Origin of the sequence: Fontisphaera persica, assembly GCF_024832785.1 — a bacterium.
GTDB classification, from domain to species: domain Bacteria; phylum Verrucomicrobiota; class Verrucomicrobiia; order Limisphaerales; family Fontisphaeraceae; genus Fontisphaera; species Fontisphaera persica.
Genome location: NZ_CP116615.1, coordinates 1511752 through 1527448, shown reverse-complemented (window position 1 = coordinate 1527448; position 15697 = coordinate 1511752). Strand labels below are relative to the sequence as shown.

The window sequence follows — 15697 nt, the reverse complement described above, 5'->3', positions numbered from 1 at the left end:
CTGACGGATGCACAAGCGGCCCGCACTTGCCTCCAACTTTCCATAGGGGGCACGACTTGCCCATTCTTTCCCAATCCTTGGACGTTTTCCGTTTGCGCGCCGGGTCTTTTGCCAGTATTGTGCGCCAATGGCGAGTCAACCGCCCAAAAAGAAGAAAAAAGCCCTCCTGCTGGGAGTGGGATTGGACAGCGACGGCCACAAACGCGTGACCACAGGCCCTAATTTTGCCCTGGTGGGAGGAACGCAGGAAACGCACGAGGCCATGACGGAAAAGGCCATCAAAATCAACGAAAAACTCGCCAGGAAAGGCAAGACCTTGGATGACGTCAGCCGCGAGGAGTTTGATGACATCGCCCACGAAGTGGGGCTGAAAAAACTCCAGCCGCCGCAAAATTAGCAGTCAGGCTTGTGATTCAGGGTTTCCCTTGGGGGCATGCTTGGTGGGGATGGTGATATCCCCCAATTCAGGGTAAAGCTTCCGGACGCAGTCGGGGCAAAGTCCATGGGTAAACTTGGCGTCGGAGTGTTTCTGAAGATAGACCTCGATTTGATTCCAATAGCCCTGGTCATCGCGGATTTTCTTGCAACTGGCACAGATGGGCAGCAAGCCGCTGAGGGTTTTTACATTTTCGAGAGCTTCCTGCAGCTCCACAATAAGTTTTTCCCGTTCCTGTTGGGCCAGACGCATTTCGGTGATGTCCCGCACCACCCCGATGACTTTGACGGCGCCACTATGGGGCATGACCACCACGGCGGCTTGCTCGTGCATAATGCGTTCGCGGCCACCAGGGAGCAGTACCGTGAACTCGTGATCGAAAGCCCCGCCTTCCCTGATCAAGGCTTCGATTCTTTGCTTCAGCAAATCTCGGTCTTCCGGTCGTACCAGCGCATAAAAGTTGTCCCGCGTTGGCGTGAAATTGCCGGTTGTGAAACCGAATATCCGGTAAGTTTGATCTGACCACGTAATTTGTTGGGTGCTTAAATCCAGCTCCCAACTGCCAATGTTTGCCACCCTTTGCGCCAGCCGCAACCCCGCCTCCCGCTCCTGGAGAGCCTGCTCAGCTCGATGGCGTTCCGCGATGTCAGCCTGCAGGAGCTCATTGGTGCGGCGCAATTCCCGTGAGGCCTGGCTGGAGGCCTGCAGGAGGTAAATGAGCCAGCCGGTCATGACCCCCATTACCGCGCCTCCGCCCAAGACCACGCGAGGCAGCAAACTCAAGGAGCGCAAGACCGTTTCGCGGCGAGGGGTCAGCTCCAATTGCCAATGGGCGCCTTTGAACACGATTTCCCGTTTTTGGGTGTAGCCATTGAAGACCTCCTTCGCTGGCAGCTTTTCTGGGAAAACGATTTGCTGGAAGGTCTTAACATCTCGCAGCCGCAATTCGAACATGCTTGCCAGCCGGCCCCAGTTGTAATGGGCAAGGTCGGCATAACGAAAAACGCCGGCCAGCGCGCCATCATATTGACCCTGTTTTTCCAGGGGCAGGTACATTAAAAATCCCAGTCCCCCCTGTTTCAACTCGATGGATGCTGACAGGGCGAGGGAACGGCTTTGTCGGGCTTGCTCCAGCGCCTGCCGCCGGACCGTGTCGAAAATACCCGACTGGCCCAATATGGCCTCGTTGCCTTGAACCGGCATGCACCACTGCACCATGCCTTGAGGGTCCAACCATTGCAGCGCCTGCAAATCGGGATGGCGGGCGGCAATCAAACCAGCCAGTTGCTCGAATTGTTGCCGGCTGAGGGGGCCTTCTTCTGCCCAGACACTGCGCAGAAATTGCAGCGTGGAATCGTAGTGATGCAGGTGGTTGGTCCAATAAGCGGCGGCCAGATTGGCTGCATCCGAACAATTCCTTTGCAAGGCCAGGCTTTCTTCGTTGCGCAAGGTTTGGCTGAATATCAAGGCCAAGGTGAAGATGGCCATGCCGCCGGCGACTGCGGGTAGCGGGGAGGGTTGGGAGGCGGCGGATGGAGTTTTCTCGCGCAGCCATAGCAACAAAGCCGCATTGGCCAGCAGAAAACTCAAGGCACTGTGGAAAGCCATGAGGTTAAATCGCCCCCATGCCTGTTCCGGGGCCAACCCTTGCACAAATCCCACCATGGCCGCCAGGGCAATGCCCATAACCAGGCAGGCCAGGAGGTTGATGGAAATCCGGCAAGACTCTGGCAATTTTTCGCGGTTGACCAGCCACACCCCGAGACTCGTGAATAAGAAGCACAAACCACTGCTTAAGGCCACCCGGGTGGGCGATTGTGAGCCTACGGACGTCTCTAGGGCCACCATCCATTCATCCAATTCCAGGGAGATGCCGCTGAGATGTTGAAAGACGGTTAGTACCCCCAACAGGAAAGGAAATACGGTGAAAAACCGGCTTAAGTGCCGCCGGTGGAAAGTCGCGGACAGGAGGGCGGCCCCCAGAAAGGCCATGCTTAAGGCGGTGTTGTATGCCATGGGTACCCAATCCCGCCGCCAATGGGTCAAGCGCTCGTTGCCCAGATGCCACCCGGCCAGCGTCAGCAGCCCAATCAATACCAGAGCGGTGGCCAAAATGCGGCACACGGTGATACCCCAGGAGCTTCCCAGCCAGGGCGAGGACTGGTCATGGGCTGGGGCGGGATATGTGGTGAGGGCCGACATGGCACCTGATTACAATTTGGGCAAGGTTTTGCTTTTCATTTTGGTGCAATACTTTACGATGCCAGCGTAGCATGGCTGGTTTGGCAAAGACAGGTGAAAAAGTGTTGCGGGGCATTCCTGCCTCGGGAGGGGTGTGCCGGGGCAAGGTCCTGGTGCTGGGCAGCCGTGAGCAGAAAGTGGCACGGCTGGAAATGACGGAAGCGGACGTGCCGGGCCAGGTGGCGCGTTTTGAGCAGGCCCTGGTGCAATCCCGTCAGCAGCTCCTGGAATTGCAGGAGCAAATTCGCGCCCGTGTGGGGGCCAAGGATGCTGACATTTTCACTGCCCATCTGCTAATCCTGGAAGACCCATTATTGGTGGACGAGGTGATGAAATTAATCACCGAAGAGAAAGTCAATGCCGAATATGCCCTGCAGACGGCGATTGAGAAATACGTCAACGCGCTGGAGCAAATCAACGACGAGCTGCTCCGCGAGCGCACGGCGGACTTGCGCGATGTGGGGGATCGCATTCTCAACAATCTCCTCGGCTGTGTGGATGAGCATCAACTGAATCTCCTCACTGAACCCAGCATTGTCATCAGTCATGATTTGACGCCTTCCACCACGGCCCTGTTGGACAAGACCAAAATTTTGGGTTTTGCCACAGATGTGGGCAGCCGCACGTCCCATACCGCCATCCTCGCGCGCAGTCTGCAGATTCCGGCGGTGGTGGCCTTGAAGACGGTCAGCCAGGAATTGGCCACCGGGCAGCAGGTGCTATTGGACGGCTACAATGGCTTGTTGATCATCAATCCGTCAGACCAGACGCTCTTTGAATACGGTCATCTGGTGCGCCGGCAGGTCACCCTGCAGGAGAAACTGCGTTCGATAAAGGACCAACCGGCGGTGACCTTGGATGGCAGCCGGGTGCTGCTCTCGGCCAACATTGAGCAACCGAGCGATGTGGAGGCCGTCAAGACCAGCGGGGCGGAGGGGGTGGGCCTGTTCCGCACGGAGTTTATTTACCTGAACCGGGAATCGGCGCCCGCCGAGGAGGAGCAGTACCAGGCCTACTTGTCGGTGGCCGAGGCGCTGCATCCAGCGCCGGTGATTATTCGCACTTTGGACTTGGGGGGGGACAAATTTCTGACCCATGTCAACGTCGGTCCGGAGACCAGCAGTTTTTATGGCTGGCGGGCCATACGTTTCTGCCTGCATCGCCGGGACATCTTCCGCACGCAAATTCGCGCCATTCTGCGCGCCAGCAGCCGGGGCAATGTGAAATTAATGTATCCCATGGTTTCCGATACGCGGGAAATTGAGGAAGCCAACGCCCTGCTGGCCGAGTGCAAGCAAGAGCTCCGGGCGGAGGGCCGGCCTTTTGATGACTCCATGCAAATAGGAGCAATGATCGAAGTGCCCTCGGCGGTTTTGATCGCTGATGCCCTGGCCCGGCGGGTGCAATTTTTCAGCATTGGCACCAACGATTTGATTCAATACACGCTGGCGGTGGACCGCATGAATGAGCATGTGGCCCATCTTTACCAGCCCACCCACCCGGCCATCCTGAAACTGATCCAGGAGACCGTAGCCGCCGCGCATCGCCAGGGCATCTGGGTGGGCGTGTGCGGGGAAATGGCGGGGGATCCCGTGCTGGTGCCGCTCCTGCTGGGGTTGGGGGTGGATGAACTTAGCGCCGCGCCCTCCGTGGCGGCCCAGATCAAGTTTCTCATCCGGCGTCTGAAAATGAGTGAGGCGCGGGACCTCGTGGCGTTCGCGTTGCAGTGTGAGGACGCGCGGGAGATTTTGGAGCGTTCGCGGCAATTGGCCCGCAGCGCGGCCCCCAGTTTGTTTGAAACGGAATTGTGATACGCAGGTTGGGTGAGACAGGCCATTAAAAAAAGCGCGGTACAACAAGAAAAACGCTTGTGAGCGCGGCGGTCTCCCGATATTAGTTTTTCACACAATTAATTAAGACAACTGAATACTTAACCCCCAGACAGGAGAGCGCTCATGAATAAAACGGCGACGCTGACGATTGAGGACAAGACCTATACGCTGCCGGTGGTGGAAGGCTCCGAGGGCGAGAAGGCTTTGGACATTTCCACCTTGCGCCAGCAAAGTGGCTACATCACCTTGGATGATGGTTACGGCAACACCGGGTCTTGCAAGAGCAAGATTACCTTTATTGATGGGGAAAAGGGCATCCTGCGTTACCGGGGGATTCCCATCGAGGAACTGGCGGAGAAGTCGTCCTTCATTGAAACGGCCTACCTGATTATTTACGGCGAGCTGCCCAACCGCAAACAGTTGCAACGGTTTTCCGATTTGCTGACCAAGTGCGAAAACCTGCACGAGGACATGAAGTACCACTTTGAGGGTTTTCCCTCAACGGGGCATCCCATGGCCATCCTGTCCTCGATGATCAACGCCACCAGTTGTTTTTACCCGGAAGTCATGAAGGGGTACGACCCGGCGACGTTTGATTTGATGGCAGCGCGCTTAATCTCCCAGGTGCGCACCATTGCAGCGTTCGCCTACCGCAAGGCGCATGGCTTGCCCATCATTTATCCCAAGCCCAGCTACAAGTACACTGCCAACTTCCTGCACATGATGTTTTCCGAGCCGTACCAGGATTATGAATTGCAGCCGGAGGTGGTATGGGCGCTGGACTTGATTTTCCTGTTGCACGCAGACCACGAGCAGAACTGTTCCACGGCCACGGTGCGGTTTGTAGCATCCAGCCGGGCCAATCTGTTTGCCTCGGCGGCAGCGGGAGTGTGCGCCTTGTGGGGGCCGTTGCATGGTGGCGCCAATCAGGCGGTGATTGAAATGCTGCAACAGATTCATGATTCCGGCGATGACGGCCGCAAATTCATTGAAATGGCCAAAGATAAATCCAGCGGCAAGCGCCTGATGGGTTTTGGACACCGGGTTTATAAAAACTACGATCCGCGCGCCAAGATCATCAAGGCCCGCTGCGACCAGTTGCTCAAGGCCCTGAAACTGAATGATCCCCTGTTGGACATCGCCAAGCGGCTGGAGGAGGCGGCCTTGAGCGATCCCTATTTCATCGAGCGCAAGCTGTACCCGAACGTGGACTTCTACAGCGGCATCATCATGCGCGCCATTGGCATCCCCATCGAAATGTTCACCGTAATTTTTGCCATCGGCCGCATGCCGGGCTGGATTGCCAATTACAAGGAAATCATGGAAAGCGGCGACAGCCGCATCTACCGGCCGCGACAAATTTACGTCGGCCCCACCGTGCGGCCTTATATGCCGCTCAAAAACCGTCCCTGACTTTCGCCGTCCCGGCCACAACGCCGGTTAAGATTGGCTTGGGTCCATGCCACTTGCCGCGCCGGGCAGGGGACTTGATGCTTGCAACTCCGGAGAGGCGGGCAGTCCGGAGGGGGTGCTTAACACCGCCTGGCGCATTTGTTGAAACCACCAGTGAGCGCCGGGAAGGCGTCGCTGACGCCGTGGGTGGTAATGCAGGGTGGCAGGTTGCGGCAAACCCAATTCCATCTGCCGGGCCGTGGCGCGGTACATCGTTTTCATCGTTGTTTTCATTTTGACCGCTGCCATTCTGAACAGTGGGGATGGACATTTACTGTCCAACCCCTACATTTTTTATCGGCACTTTTTGAGGGGACTTTAAGAATATCCCCTGTGCAGCCCCTCACTCTGGGAAATTCCGGGAAAAGGAGGCGTGCCCCACCTGCTCGCAGGCCGTGGAGGAAACGGAAGGAGAACAAAAATTGATGATATGGGCTGGCAGGCACGTCCAATATCCCAGCCTTATGAACGCCAAACCATGGTTAACCGCGGGATTATTGGTATTTCATTTATTGCCTTTGGGTGCATTCGCCGCGCCGGACCCCCAGGTGGTGGGGGGGGTGGATGTTTCACGCTGGCGAGGGTTTAATTTATTGGAAAAATTCACCCTGCGGCAAAATGCGCCTTTTTTGGAGGATGATTTCCGTTGGATTGCGGAATTGGGTTTTAATTATGTCCGCCTGCCGGTGGATTACCGTTGTTATGTGCAGACCAATGACTGGCTGCAATTCCGTGAAGAGATCCTCAAGCACTTTGACCAGGCCATCGCCTTTGGGGACAAATACAACATTCACGTCTCCATCAATCTGCATCGCGCCCCAGGTTTTTGTATCAACCCGCCGGCGGAGCCGTCGAATTTGTGGACTGAGGAGGCCCCGCTGGAGGCGTTTGTGGCACATTGGGTAATGTTTGCCCGGCGTTATAAAGACATCCCTTCCTCTCGCCTTAGTTTTAATCTTCTGAATGAACCGGCGCGGCATACGCGGGAGCAGTATCTCAAGGTCTTCACGCGGGCCATTGAGGCAATCCAGGCCGTGGATCCTAAACGATTGATCATTGTGGACGGCATGAACGTGGGGGCACAGCCGGCAAGGGAATTCTTGCGTTATTCCAACGTGGTGCAGGCCACGCGGGGATACCATCCGGGAACCATTTCCCATTATCGCGCCAGTTGGGTGCAGGGCAGTGATCAGTGGCCTGAACCCACCTGGCCGCCGGTGCCGGTGAACGGGATGCTTTATGGCCCGGCCAAGCCGGAATTTAAGTCGCCCTTGGCTTTGCTCGGGGAGTTTCCGGCTGGCACACGGCTGGAATTGAGTGTGCAACAAATATCCGTCAAAGGCCGGCTGGCCGCCCGTGCCGACGGAAAAATGGTGGGGGAATTGCTCTGTGACCCGCAAACCCAGGCCGGGCAATGGAAAGTTTCGCCGGAAAGCCGCCAATACACCTACCATGAACCTGTCAAACCTTTGCGGTGGACCCTGACGTTGACCCAACCAGCCCGGGAAATCACGGTGGAAAATGTGGACGGCGACTGGGTCCGGTTGCGAGAACTGTCCTTGGTGATGCCCGGCGCCAAGACCAACACCGTGCGGCCGGATTCCACCTGGGGCCGCAAACAAAGCCCCTTGCGCGTAGATAAAGGCGGGCGCTTGTTGCCCCCCGCCGGGAGCCGGGCAGACCAAACTTTGCGGGATTACCTTAAATCCTGGGTGGAGATTCAAGCAGAAGGCCAGGCGGTGTTTGTGGGGGAGTGGGGGTGTTTCAATCGGACACCGCATCCGGTGGCGCTGGCGTGGATGAAGGATTGGCTGGAGCTATGGAAGCAGCATCGCATGGGCTGGGCCTTGTGGAACTTCCGCGGCAGCTTTGGAATATTGGACAGCGGCCGCAATGATGTGCAGTACGAGGATTTTCACGGGCACAAACTGGACCGGCAGATGTTAGAACTGTTGCAGCAATACCTGAAATATTAACCCTTAATGCTTGAGTATATGATTAATCCTAAGCGTAAAGTAGTAATGGCGGTCATGATGGGGTGTTGGTTGACCATGGCTCTTCCGGGTTTACGGGGCGCCGGCTGGGAATTGATTTGGGCTGATGAATTTAATGGCACAGGGCTTCCGGACCCGGCCAAGTGGGATTACGAGGAGGGGTGGATTCGCAACAACGAGTTGCAATACTACACGCGCGGGCGGCTGGAAAATTGCCGGCAGGAAAATGGCGCCCTGGTGATTGAAGGGCGCAAGGAGAAATTCCGCAATCCCCATTACCGGCCCGACGCCGACCCCAAAAACCGTAAAGCCGGCAGGGAATTTGCGGAGTACACCTCCGCGAGCATTAATACGCTGGGCAAAGCGAGTTTTTTATATGGACGGGTGGAAGTACGGGCCAAGCTGCCTCAGGGCATGGGGGTCTGGCCAGCCATTTGGATGATGGGAACCAACCGGGTGACCGTAGGCTGGCCACGGTGCGGAGAAATTGACATCATGGAGTTCGTGGGCAAGGCCCCCACCAATGTCCATGCCACAGTTCATTGGTTCGGGGAGGGGCGGCATCAATCTCTGGGCCAAAGGATTGTAACCAATACCCCTTATGCAGATTTTCACATCTACGCCGTGGAATGGTATCCAGACCAGATGGATTTCTATTTTGATAAAGTAAAGTACTTCACTTATCCGTTGGACAAGGCAGGGACGGGGCCGGATAACCCTTTCCGCAAACCCCATTATTTATTGCTCAACCTGGCCTTGGGCGGTTCTTGGGGAGGAGCCATGGACGACACGGTCTTGCCGCAAAAATACCTTATTGATTACGTGCGGGTGTATCGGCAAAAGCCATAGGGAGCGTGAGCTCTTGCCCCCAATTGGGATGAAGAGGGATGAAAAAGGGAGACAAGGGCGAGAGAGACCGGCGCCCCTTGTTGGCGCATGAAGCGTGGTTTCCACCCTCGCTATGAACATTCGCCGAAGCGAGAGGCGGCGCCTTAAGTTGGCGTGGAGCAAGGCTAAAGCCCGCGGCAGCGCAACTATTTTTTCGGCTTGGTGTAATGAACTGGGAAGGCGTATATTCATGGCAGGCATGTTTTTTTGGCGATTCATCGTGGCGACAACGGCGGTCTTGCTGACCGGCGCAGGGGTGGTTATATCGCTGGACACTAAGGAGGAAAAACTGCCGGGCAAGAGCATCACCGAACGCAATGCTTTCAATTTGAAGGCTCCCGCGCCCCCGGCTCCCCCGCCGGCCCCGCCGCCGCCGGCTACGAAAGTTAATCTGACCGGGGTGTTCAGCATCATGGGAAACAAACGGGCCATTCTGCAGATTAGCGAACCAGGCAAAGCCGCCCCGGAATCCAGGATTATGCAGGAAGGGGACAAGGAAGGGGATATAGAGGTCCTGGCCATAGACACCGCGGCGGAGACGGTGCGGGTGAAGATTCGGGATCAAGAAAAAGAACTGGATTTCAAAAAGGATGGAATTACCCCTCCCACCGCACCAGCGGCGGCTTTTGCCATGCCTACCAATATGGCTCTACTTAACAAGCCTCCTGTGCAAGGCCTGCCAGGAGGTGCCTTGAATGCTACGACCGGTATCCCGATGCCGATTCAGCCCCCGCCCAATCTACAACCAGGGGCGATTTGGCGGCCGGATGGCTCAGTCATTCCTCCGGGGGCTGCTGTTACCAACCCTGTTCCCAACCCGGCTGCGACGCTTTACCAGCCGCCCACGCGCGTCATTCGGACCCCCTGAAAAAAGCCAATCTTCCCAAGGGCAGGGCTTCCTACAAGAAGTAAACAAAACTGGCCAGAACAGCGCTTGGGGGGTATAGTGGAGGCATGAAACCCGCAGAAGCTTACCTGGCCAAGGCCAGGGAAATTATTGCCTGCATTTCGGGGCAAATAGCAGCCATTGAACAGGCGGCGGATTGGTTTGCTGAGGCCATCCTGGCGGGGCGCATGGTGCATGTTTTTGGCACCGGCCAATGCCGGGCAATGGTGGAGGAATTCTGGCCTCGCAACGGCTCCTTTCCGGGATTTCATCCCATTGTAGAACTGGCCTTAAGCGCGCCCAATCCGGTGGGAGCCAACGGCCCGCGCCAGGCGATGTATTTGGAAAACACTCCCGGTTTGGCCGAACAAATTCTGCGCAATTTTGCGCTGCATCGCAAAGATGCCGCGCTCATCATCACCTCCAGTGGTTGCAGCGTGGTCCCCGTGGAGATGGCGGCCTTGTTTCAGCAGCGCGGCATTCGCGTGGTGGCCCTGGTGAGCTTGCGTCACTCTGCGGTAAGTGCCTCACGGCATCCGGAAGGCCGGAAGGTGCAAGACTTTGCGGATTTGGTCCTGGATACAGGGGCACCCACCGGAGACGCGCTCATTACGGTGGAAGGAGTGGAGGAGCCGGTGGGTAGCGCGTCAACGTTGGGTGGCTGTCTGGTGATTAATTGCCTCAAAGTCGAAGTGGCCCGGCGGCTGGCCCGCGCGGGGCATCCACCCAAGGTGTTGGTGGCCCCCGCTTTGGCGGGTCAAGAGCGCGCGCATGGATTGTTTGAGCTGGCAGTGGCGGAGCAGGCGCGGCTGTTGGCGAAGCTGCATCAGGAATTGGAGGCCCAAACGGAGTCCATCACCTCTTTCCGCCGCCGCACACCCGAGAAACCACCCGAGGAATTCGACACGGGCTCGTTTTTTATCACCTGAACAGGGTTTCAGGCCAAAGTTTCCACTGGAAAGCCCTCCAAAGTGGGCACCGCCCAGTCTGGTTGGTGTTTTTGCAACTCCTCCAATGTGGCGCCGCCGGTGGCCACAGCCAGGGTCTTGGCGCCAATGGCGCGGCCGCATCGGATGTCATGAGGCGTGTCACCGACCACCAGGACTTCGTCGGGTTGGAGGGTATCGCCAAGCAGCGCGCGGCCCCGGGCAAAGGCTACGCGGGCAATTTCGTTGCGATCCTCATGGTCATCCGCAAAAGCGCCGGTGACAAACGGCCCCCATAAACCAAACCGGCGCAATTTGATTTCCGCGCCCAGGCGAATGTTTCCCGTAAGCAACCCCAAAACCGCCGGCGGATGCTGGCGTTGCAGCGCGGCAAGGAACTCTGGCACCCCAGGGATGACCCCGCCGGTGGATTCACGCAGGTAATGGTCCAAGAGGAAGACGTAGCAGTCAAAAAAGCGCTGCATGTCCTCGGGCGTGACCTGCCGGCCATGTTGCCGCAGGAATTCACGCACCAGGCTGGTGTCGGTGCGGCCGGCAAAGCTCATGGTTTCGGTGCCGTTGCCCAGGCCGAACTCAACGGCAAAGGCACGCGCAAAGGCCCTCACCCCCGCGCCATGAGTGCGGATAAGGGTGCCGTCAATGTCAAATAGGGCCAGCCGGACCATAGTGCGGCAAAGGTAGGAGCGGAGGAGGAGTTGGGCAACTGAAAAAGGAAAAGTGGAAGGCGAACGAGAATTCGATGCCGACTCTGGAGTGCGGACCAGCGCCTAATCCAGTCCGGGTGAGTAAAACGGAGCCTTTCCAAGCAGAGTACTGGGGCCTTGACAATGGGGGGCAGGCCAACAGATTTAGGGCATGGCAAAAAGCCGCCGGACCTGGCTGAAATACACGCTCGCAGCCACCGGCCTTGCTGCAGTGACGGGGGCGTGGTGGGTGCATCGTTCACAGAGCCGGGCGGCCCGGGTGCTGCGAATGCTGGGTGCTGACTATTTCCGCAAGATGGCGCCACCACCCCACCGGCCCATGCCGGCTCGGTGGAAGGAGGAGCATTTGACTTTAAGCTGGCTGGGACATGCCACCACTTTAATCAATTTCTTTGGCGTGCGCCTGTTGTTGGACCCCGTTTTCAGCCCGCGAGTGGGGCCAGTGGCATGGATGGGCAACATCGGGCCTAAACGCTATATCGCCCCGGCTCTGGGCGTGGCGGATATACCGGCCGTGGATTTAATTGTATTATCGCACGCGCATTATGATCACTTTGACTGCTTGACCCTGCGCCAATTGCCCAAGACCGCCACCGTCATCACCGCGCCCGAGACCAGTGATTTATTGGAAGGGATGGAGTTTGCCACAATCAAGGAATTGGATTGGAACGAGCCATTCATTTTCAAAAACGGACATGGGGAACTGGAGATTCAGGCCATCCAGGTGCGGCATTGGGGGCAGCGCTGGCCCAACAAGAAAGTGCGCGGTTACAATGGGTATATCATGCGCCGGAAGGGAAGGTCGGTGTTGTTTGCGGGCGACACAGCCATGACGCCCTTGTTCAAGCAGCACCGGCGCCTGGGGCCGTTTGATTTGGCAATCATGCCCATAGCGGCCTATGATCCGTGGATTTGGAACCATTGCACGCCGGAGGAGGCGGTGGAAATGGCCAACGATGCCGGGGCGCGGTTTATTGCGCCTGTACATCACGAAACCTTCAAACTAAGCGACGAACCCATGGAGGAACCGGTGCAACGTTTTTGCCACGCCCTGCGCGCAGAGCCGGCCCGCATTGCCTGGCGGCAGGTGGGCGAAACGTTTGCCCTGGATGCGCACGGCACCGCGGTCGGACCTCAGCGGTCTTCTGCATAAATGGTCGCCACGATGGGGCGGTGGTCGGAGGCCTGCCCCCAATTAGGCAGCGCCAGGACGTAGGTTTCTTCAGGAATCCACTCGGCGGCCATACCCTTGCTCAGGAGGATGTAATCAATGCGGCTGTAAGAATCTTCCACACCATAGTAATGAGTCCAGGTGATGCGTCGGGCGTCCTGTCGGGCGTTCAATGGGGGTAGGGAGTCACCGTTGCGTTCGGCGGGCCGGGTATCCACCAAACCATTGCGGGCATTGGCACGGCCCATAATCGTGCGCACGCTGCGCGTATCCTTGGTATCATTGAAATCACCCAGGACCACCAGATTCAGGCTGGGATTGGCCGCCAGCCGTTCGGTGATGATTTCCCGCAACAGCCTCGCTTCCTGTTCCCGCATCTCCGCTTCGTCGCCTTCGGGAATGGGACGGCGGGATTTGAGATGAACGGCAAGGAGGGTGAACTGGTAGCCGTTTGTGGCGCGCAAATCCACTTCCAGGAAACCACGGCTGACATGAAAGCGGCGCCCATACAAGAGGTAGGTCAGGTTGGTATGAGGCCGCCGCGCCACGATGGGGAGGCGGCTGAGGAGGGCCACATGGATGTTGGTGTCCCAGCCGCGCACCCATTCCCAATGGGGCAGGGACAGCCCCTCAGCCTGCAATGAATCGCGCAATTCCAACAGCGCATTGGTGCTGCCCATTTCCATCAAGGCAAGGACATCGGGTTTGAGGGAGCGAATGCTTTGCCGGATTTTGGCGCGGGCTTCCGCGCTTTTGGCGGGACGGTTGCCGGCGGGCTGGTCCAGGTAATTTTCCAGGTTGTATTCGGCGATGCGGATTTTTTCCGCCGACTCGACAGACCACAAACCGGCCAACAGCAGGCTGAGGCCAATGCTCAGAATGACACGCATCAGGGAAATGAATTACGGGCAAGGCGGGGCGATGTCAAAGCGGATTCGTACCGTGTCACGGCGGGTGTGGACTGGAGCGGATGCAAATTTCGCAAAATGACTTGTCAGGCAGCGCGGCTCTCACTAAAAGAAACTCGTGAGGCACACCATGGTTTATTTAACGGCGCCCTCCGAGCACCCATGCCGTGGCCGGCGGGCAGGCCGGTGCCGCTCTTTGCAGTGGATGCCATTCTCGCCAACCGCCAGACCATGATGGTTTTAGTGCAATTTCCTTGGAGCCCGTTTTGCCTGGTGCAACGGCGCATCCTTGAGTATGCGGGGGCCCGTTTCAAAATCGTGAACATTACCTGCACGGATCGGACGCTGGTCTGGCGGCTGACGCGCCAGCGTTATTATCAAGTGCCCATTCTCAAGCATGGCCGGAATGTGATCTTTGAAACGGACCATGAATCGCAGGTGATTGCCAAATACGTGGACAACACCCTGGGATTGGATTTATTTCCCCGTCCGCTGGCTGGGGTGCAGAACATTCTATGGCGGCACATTGAAAACGAAATCGAAGAGGTCTGCTTCAAGTTGAACGACATTTATTTTCGTGAGTTTGTGCCGGCGCGGGAGCATCTGGACTTTATTCGTTTCAAGGAGCGCAAATTTGGGCGGGGTTGCCTGGAGCAATGGCGGCGGCAACAGGTCACCCTGCTGGAAGAATTGCAGCGGCGGTTGCTGCCTTTTGAGCAAATGTTGACCACGCGGCCTTTCCTGCTCGAGGAGCGTCCCCGCTTTGTGGATTTTGACTTGTACGGCATGCTGGCCAATTATTTGTACAGCGGCCATTACCAGTTGCCGGCGCCCCACAACCGGCTGGCCGAGTGGTACCAACGGATGGACACCTGCCGCAGAAGCGAGTTTAACCTGTGAAAAACTACATCCTCGACACCAACGTTCTTCTTCACGATCCGAACAGCATCTTCAACTTTCAGGAAAACCACGTCCTGATCCCCATTGAGGTCATCGAGGAGATTGACCGCTTCAAACGGGAGGCCACCGAATTGGGGCAAAATGCCCGCACGGTCAGCCGCACCCTGGATGCTCTGCGAGAGCAGGGCGCCTTGAGCGGGGGCGTGCCTTTGCGCAATGGGGGGCTGCTGCGGATTTTATTTCAGCAAAACAACGGTAATGGCCATCAAAACCATAGTGTGGACAGCCGGATTTTGGCGCATGCCCTGGCCGTGGCCCAATCAGACAAGGGTCGCAAAACGGTCTTGGTGACCAAGGACATCAATTTGCGCATCCGGGCGGATGCCTGCGGCCTGGCGGCGGAGGATTATGAGACAGACCATGTCCGGATTCAGGATTTGTACACCGGCATGTTTGAAATGACGGTGAGCACTGAGGAGATGGCCGCTTTCCGGCTGAATGGAGAGTTGGAGGTCCCCTTAAACGGGCATTATCCCAATGAGTACTGCATCCTGAATGACGCCGGCCATCCTCGGCGGCCGGCGCTGGCCAAGGTGGATGTATCCGGCAAAAAACTGGTGCCGATTTTGGATTGCCGGGAGGGGGTATGGGGCATTAAGCCACGCAATCGGGAACAGCATTTTGCCTTGGATGCGCTTTTAGATGACCGCATCCGGCTGGTCACCCTCATGGGCAAAGCCGGCACGGGCAAGACCTTGTTGGCCATGGCCGCGGGCTTGAAGCGCACCGTCTTGGACCGCGAATTTCGCCGCGTTGTCGTTGCGCGACCCACGGTCTCGGTGGGGCGGGAATTGGGCTTCCTGCCGGGCACCTTGGAAGAGAAGTTAAATCCGTGGATGCAACCCATTCATGACGCGCTGGAAATGCTGAGCGATTTGAACATGGGGCACGAGCACCGGCGGGCGGCTGACTTGTTGCGTAGCGGCACCATCGTGGTGGAGGCGTTGAGTTATATTCGCGGCCGCAGCATCGCCAACCAGTTCATGGTGATTGACGAGGCCCAAAACCTTACCCCCTTGGAGGTCAAAACCATCTGCACGCGGGTGGGACACGGCACCAAGGTGGTATTTACCGGGGACCCTTACCAGATTGATAATCCCTATGTGGACTCCGCCTCCAACGGCTTCAATTATCTAGTCAGCCGGTTTCGTGCCCAACCGCTAGCGGCCCACATTGAACTGCAAAAGGGTGAACGTTCGGAGTTGGCGGAGCTGGCAGCGAATATTCTGTAGGGCAGGGGAGAGAGCAGCAGCTTGGGAAAGGGGAGCACACCCTTGA

General features: G+C 57.4%; 14 protein-coding genes. 10 read left to right on the top strand and 4 right to left on the bottom strand.

The window, feature by feature from the left end:
- Positions 1–127 precede the first annotated feature (127 nt).
- Entirely contained in the window at positions 128–397 is a 270-nt protein-coding gene (locus NXS98_RS05325; protein ID WP_283847439.1) for a hypothetical protein, read from the top strand.
- A 3-nt stretch (positions 398–400) separates the two neighbouring features.
- On the opposite strand, the gene NXS98_RS05320 is transcribed toward NXS98_RS05325, so the two are convergent.
- The gene (locus NXS98_RS05320; RefSeq protein ID WP_283847438.1) at positions 401–2638 is read right to left on the bottom strand and encodes a PAS domain-containing protein; all 2238 of its coding nucleotides are present in this window, start codon (positions 2636–2638) and stop codon (positions 401–403) included.
- 71 nt (positions 2639–2709) lie between these two features.
- Here NXS98_RS05320 and ptsP point away from each other — a divergent pair, with 71 nt between their 5' ends.
- Positions 2710–4488, top strand: coding sequence for a phosphoenolpyruvate--protein phosphotransferase (gene ptsP, locus NXS98_RS05315; RefSeq protein WP_283847437.1), 1779 nt, complete (start codon positions 2710–2712; stop codon positions 4486–4488).
- 144 nt (positions 4489–4632) lie between these two features.
- A complete protein-coding gene (locus NXS98_RS05310; protein WP_283847436.1) occupies positions 4633–5922 on the top strand; it encodes a citrate synthase in 1290 nt (429 codons plus the stop codon).
- Positions 5923–5949: 27 nt separating this feature from the next.
- Here NXS98_RS05310 and NXS98_RS05305 read toward each other — a convergent pair whose 3' ends face one another.
- On the bottom strand, positions 5950–6183 hold the full coding sequence (locus NXS98_RS05305; RefSeq protein ID WP_283847435.1) for a hypothetical protein: 234 nt from the start codon (positions 6181–6183) through the stop codon (positions 5950–5952).
- A gap of 242 nt (positions 6184–6425) precedes the next feature.
- Between NXS98_RS05305 and NXS98_RS05300 the strand changes: the two genes are divergently transcribed.
- The 4 genes from NXS98_RS05300 to NXS98_RS05285 all read left to right on the top strand — a co-directional run bounded on the left by NXS98_RS05300 (position 6426) and on the right by NXS98_RS05285 (position 10658).
- A complete protein-coding gene (locus NXS98_RS05300) occupies positions 6426–7937 on the top strand; it encodes a glycoside hydrolase family 5 protein (protein ID WP_283847434.1) in 1512 nt (503 codons plus the stop codon).
- 18 nt (positions 7938–7955) lie between these two features.
- Positions 7956–8804, top strand: coding sequence for a glycoside hydrolase family 16 protein (locus tag NXS98_RS05295; protein ID WP_283847433.1), 849 nt, complete (start codon positions 7956–7958; stop codon positions 8802–8804).
- Positions 8805–9033: 229 nt separating this feature from the next.
- Positions 9034–9711 (top strand): hypothetical protein, encoded by a 678-nt coding sequence (locus tag NXS98_RS05290; RefSeq protein WP_283847432.1) that lies wholly within the window; start codon positions 9034–9036, stop codon positions 9709–9711.
- Positions 9712–9797: 86 nt separating this feature from the next.
- The gene (locus NXS98_RS05285) at positions 9798–10658 is read left to right on the top strand and encodes a sugar isomerase domain-containing protein (RefSeq protein WP_283847431.1); all 861 of its coding nucleotides are present in this window, start codon (positions 9798–9800) and stop codon (positions 10656–10658) included.
- Between the two features lie 8 nt (positions 10659–10666).
- Here NXS98_RS05285 and NXS98_RS05280 read toward each other — a convergent pair whose 3' ends face one another.
- Positions 10667–11341, bottom strand: coding sequence for an HAD family hydrolase (locus tag NXS98_RS05280; RefSeq protein ID WP_283847430.1), 675 nt, complete (start codon positions 11339–11341; stop codon positions 10667–10669).
- 190 nt (positions 11342–11531) lie between these two features.
- Here NXS98_RS05280 and NXS98_RS05275 point away from each other — a divergent pair, with 190 nt between their 5' ends.
- Positions 11532–12533: an MBL fold metallo-hydrolase gene (locus NXS98_RS05275; protein ID WP_283847429.1), complete on the top strand. Its 1002-nt coding sequence runs from the start codon at positions 11532–11534 to the stop codon at positions 12531–12533.
- Here the strand turns inward: NXS98_RS05275 and NXS98_RS05270 are convergent.
- Positions 12515–13441 carry an endonuclease/exonuclease/phosphatase family protein gene (locus tag NXS98_RS05270; protein ID WP_283847428.1) on the bottom strand — a complete coding sequence of 309 codons (927 nt, stop codon included), beginning with the start codon at positions 13439–13441 and terminating at the stop codon, positions 12515–12517. The genes NXS98_RS05275 and NXS98_RS05270 overlap by 19 nt on opposite strands.
- A gap of 180 nt (positions 13442–13621) precedes the next feature.
- Here NXS98_RS05270 and NXS98_RS05265 point away from each other — a divergent pair, with 180 nt between their 5' ends.
- Positions 13622–14359 carry a glutathione S-transferase N-terminal domain-containing protein gene (locus NXS98_RS05265; protein ID WP_283847427.1) on the top strand — a complete coding sequence of 246 codons (738 nt, stop codon included), beginning with the start codon at positions 13622–13624 and terminating at the stop codon, positions 14357–14359.
- On the top strand, positions 14356–15651 hold the full coding sequence (locus NXS98_RS05260; protein WP_283847426.1) for a PhoH family protein: 1296 nt from the start codon (positions 14356–14358) through the stop codon (positions 15649–15651). Before NXS98_RS05265 ends, NXS98_RS05260 begins: the two co-directional genes overlap by 4 nt.
- The last annotated feature ends 46 nt before the right edge of the window (positions 15652–15697 follow it).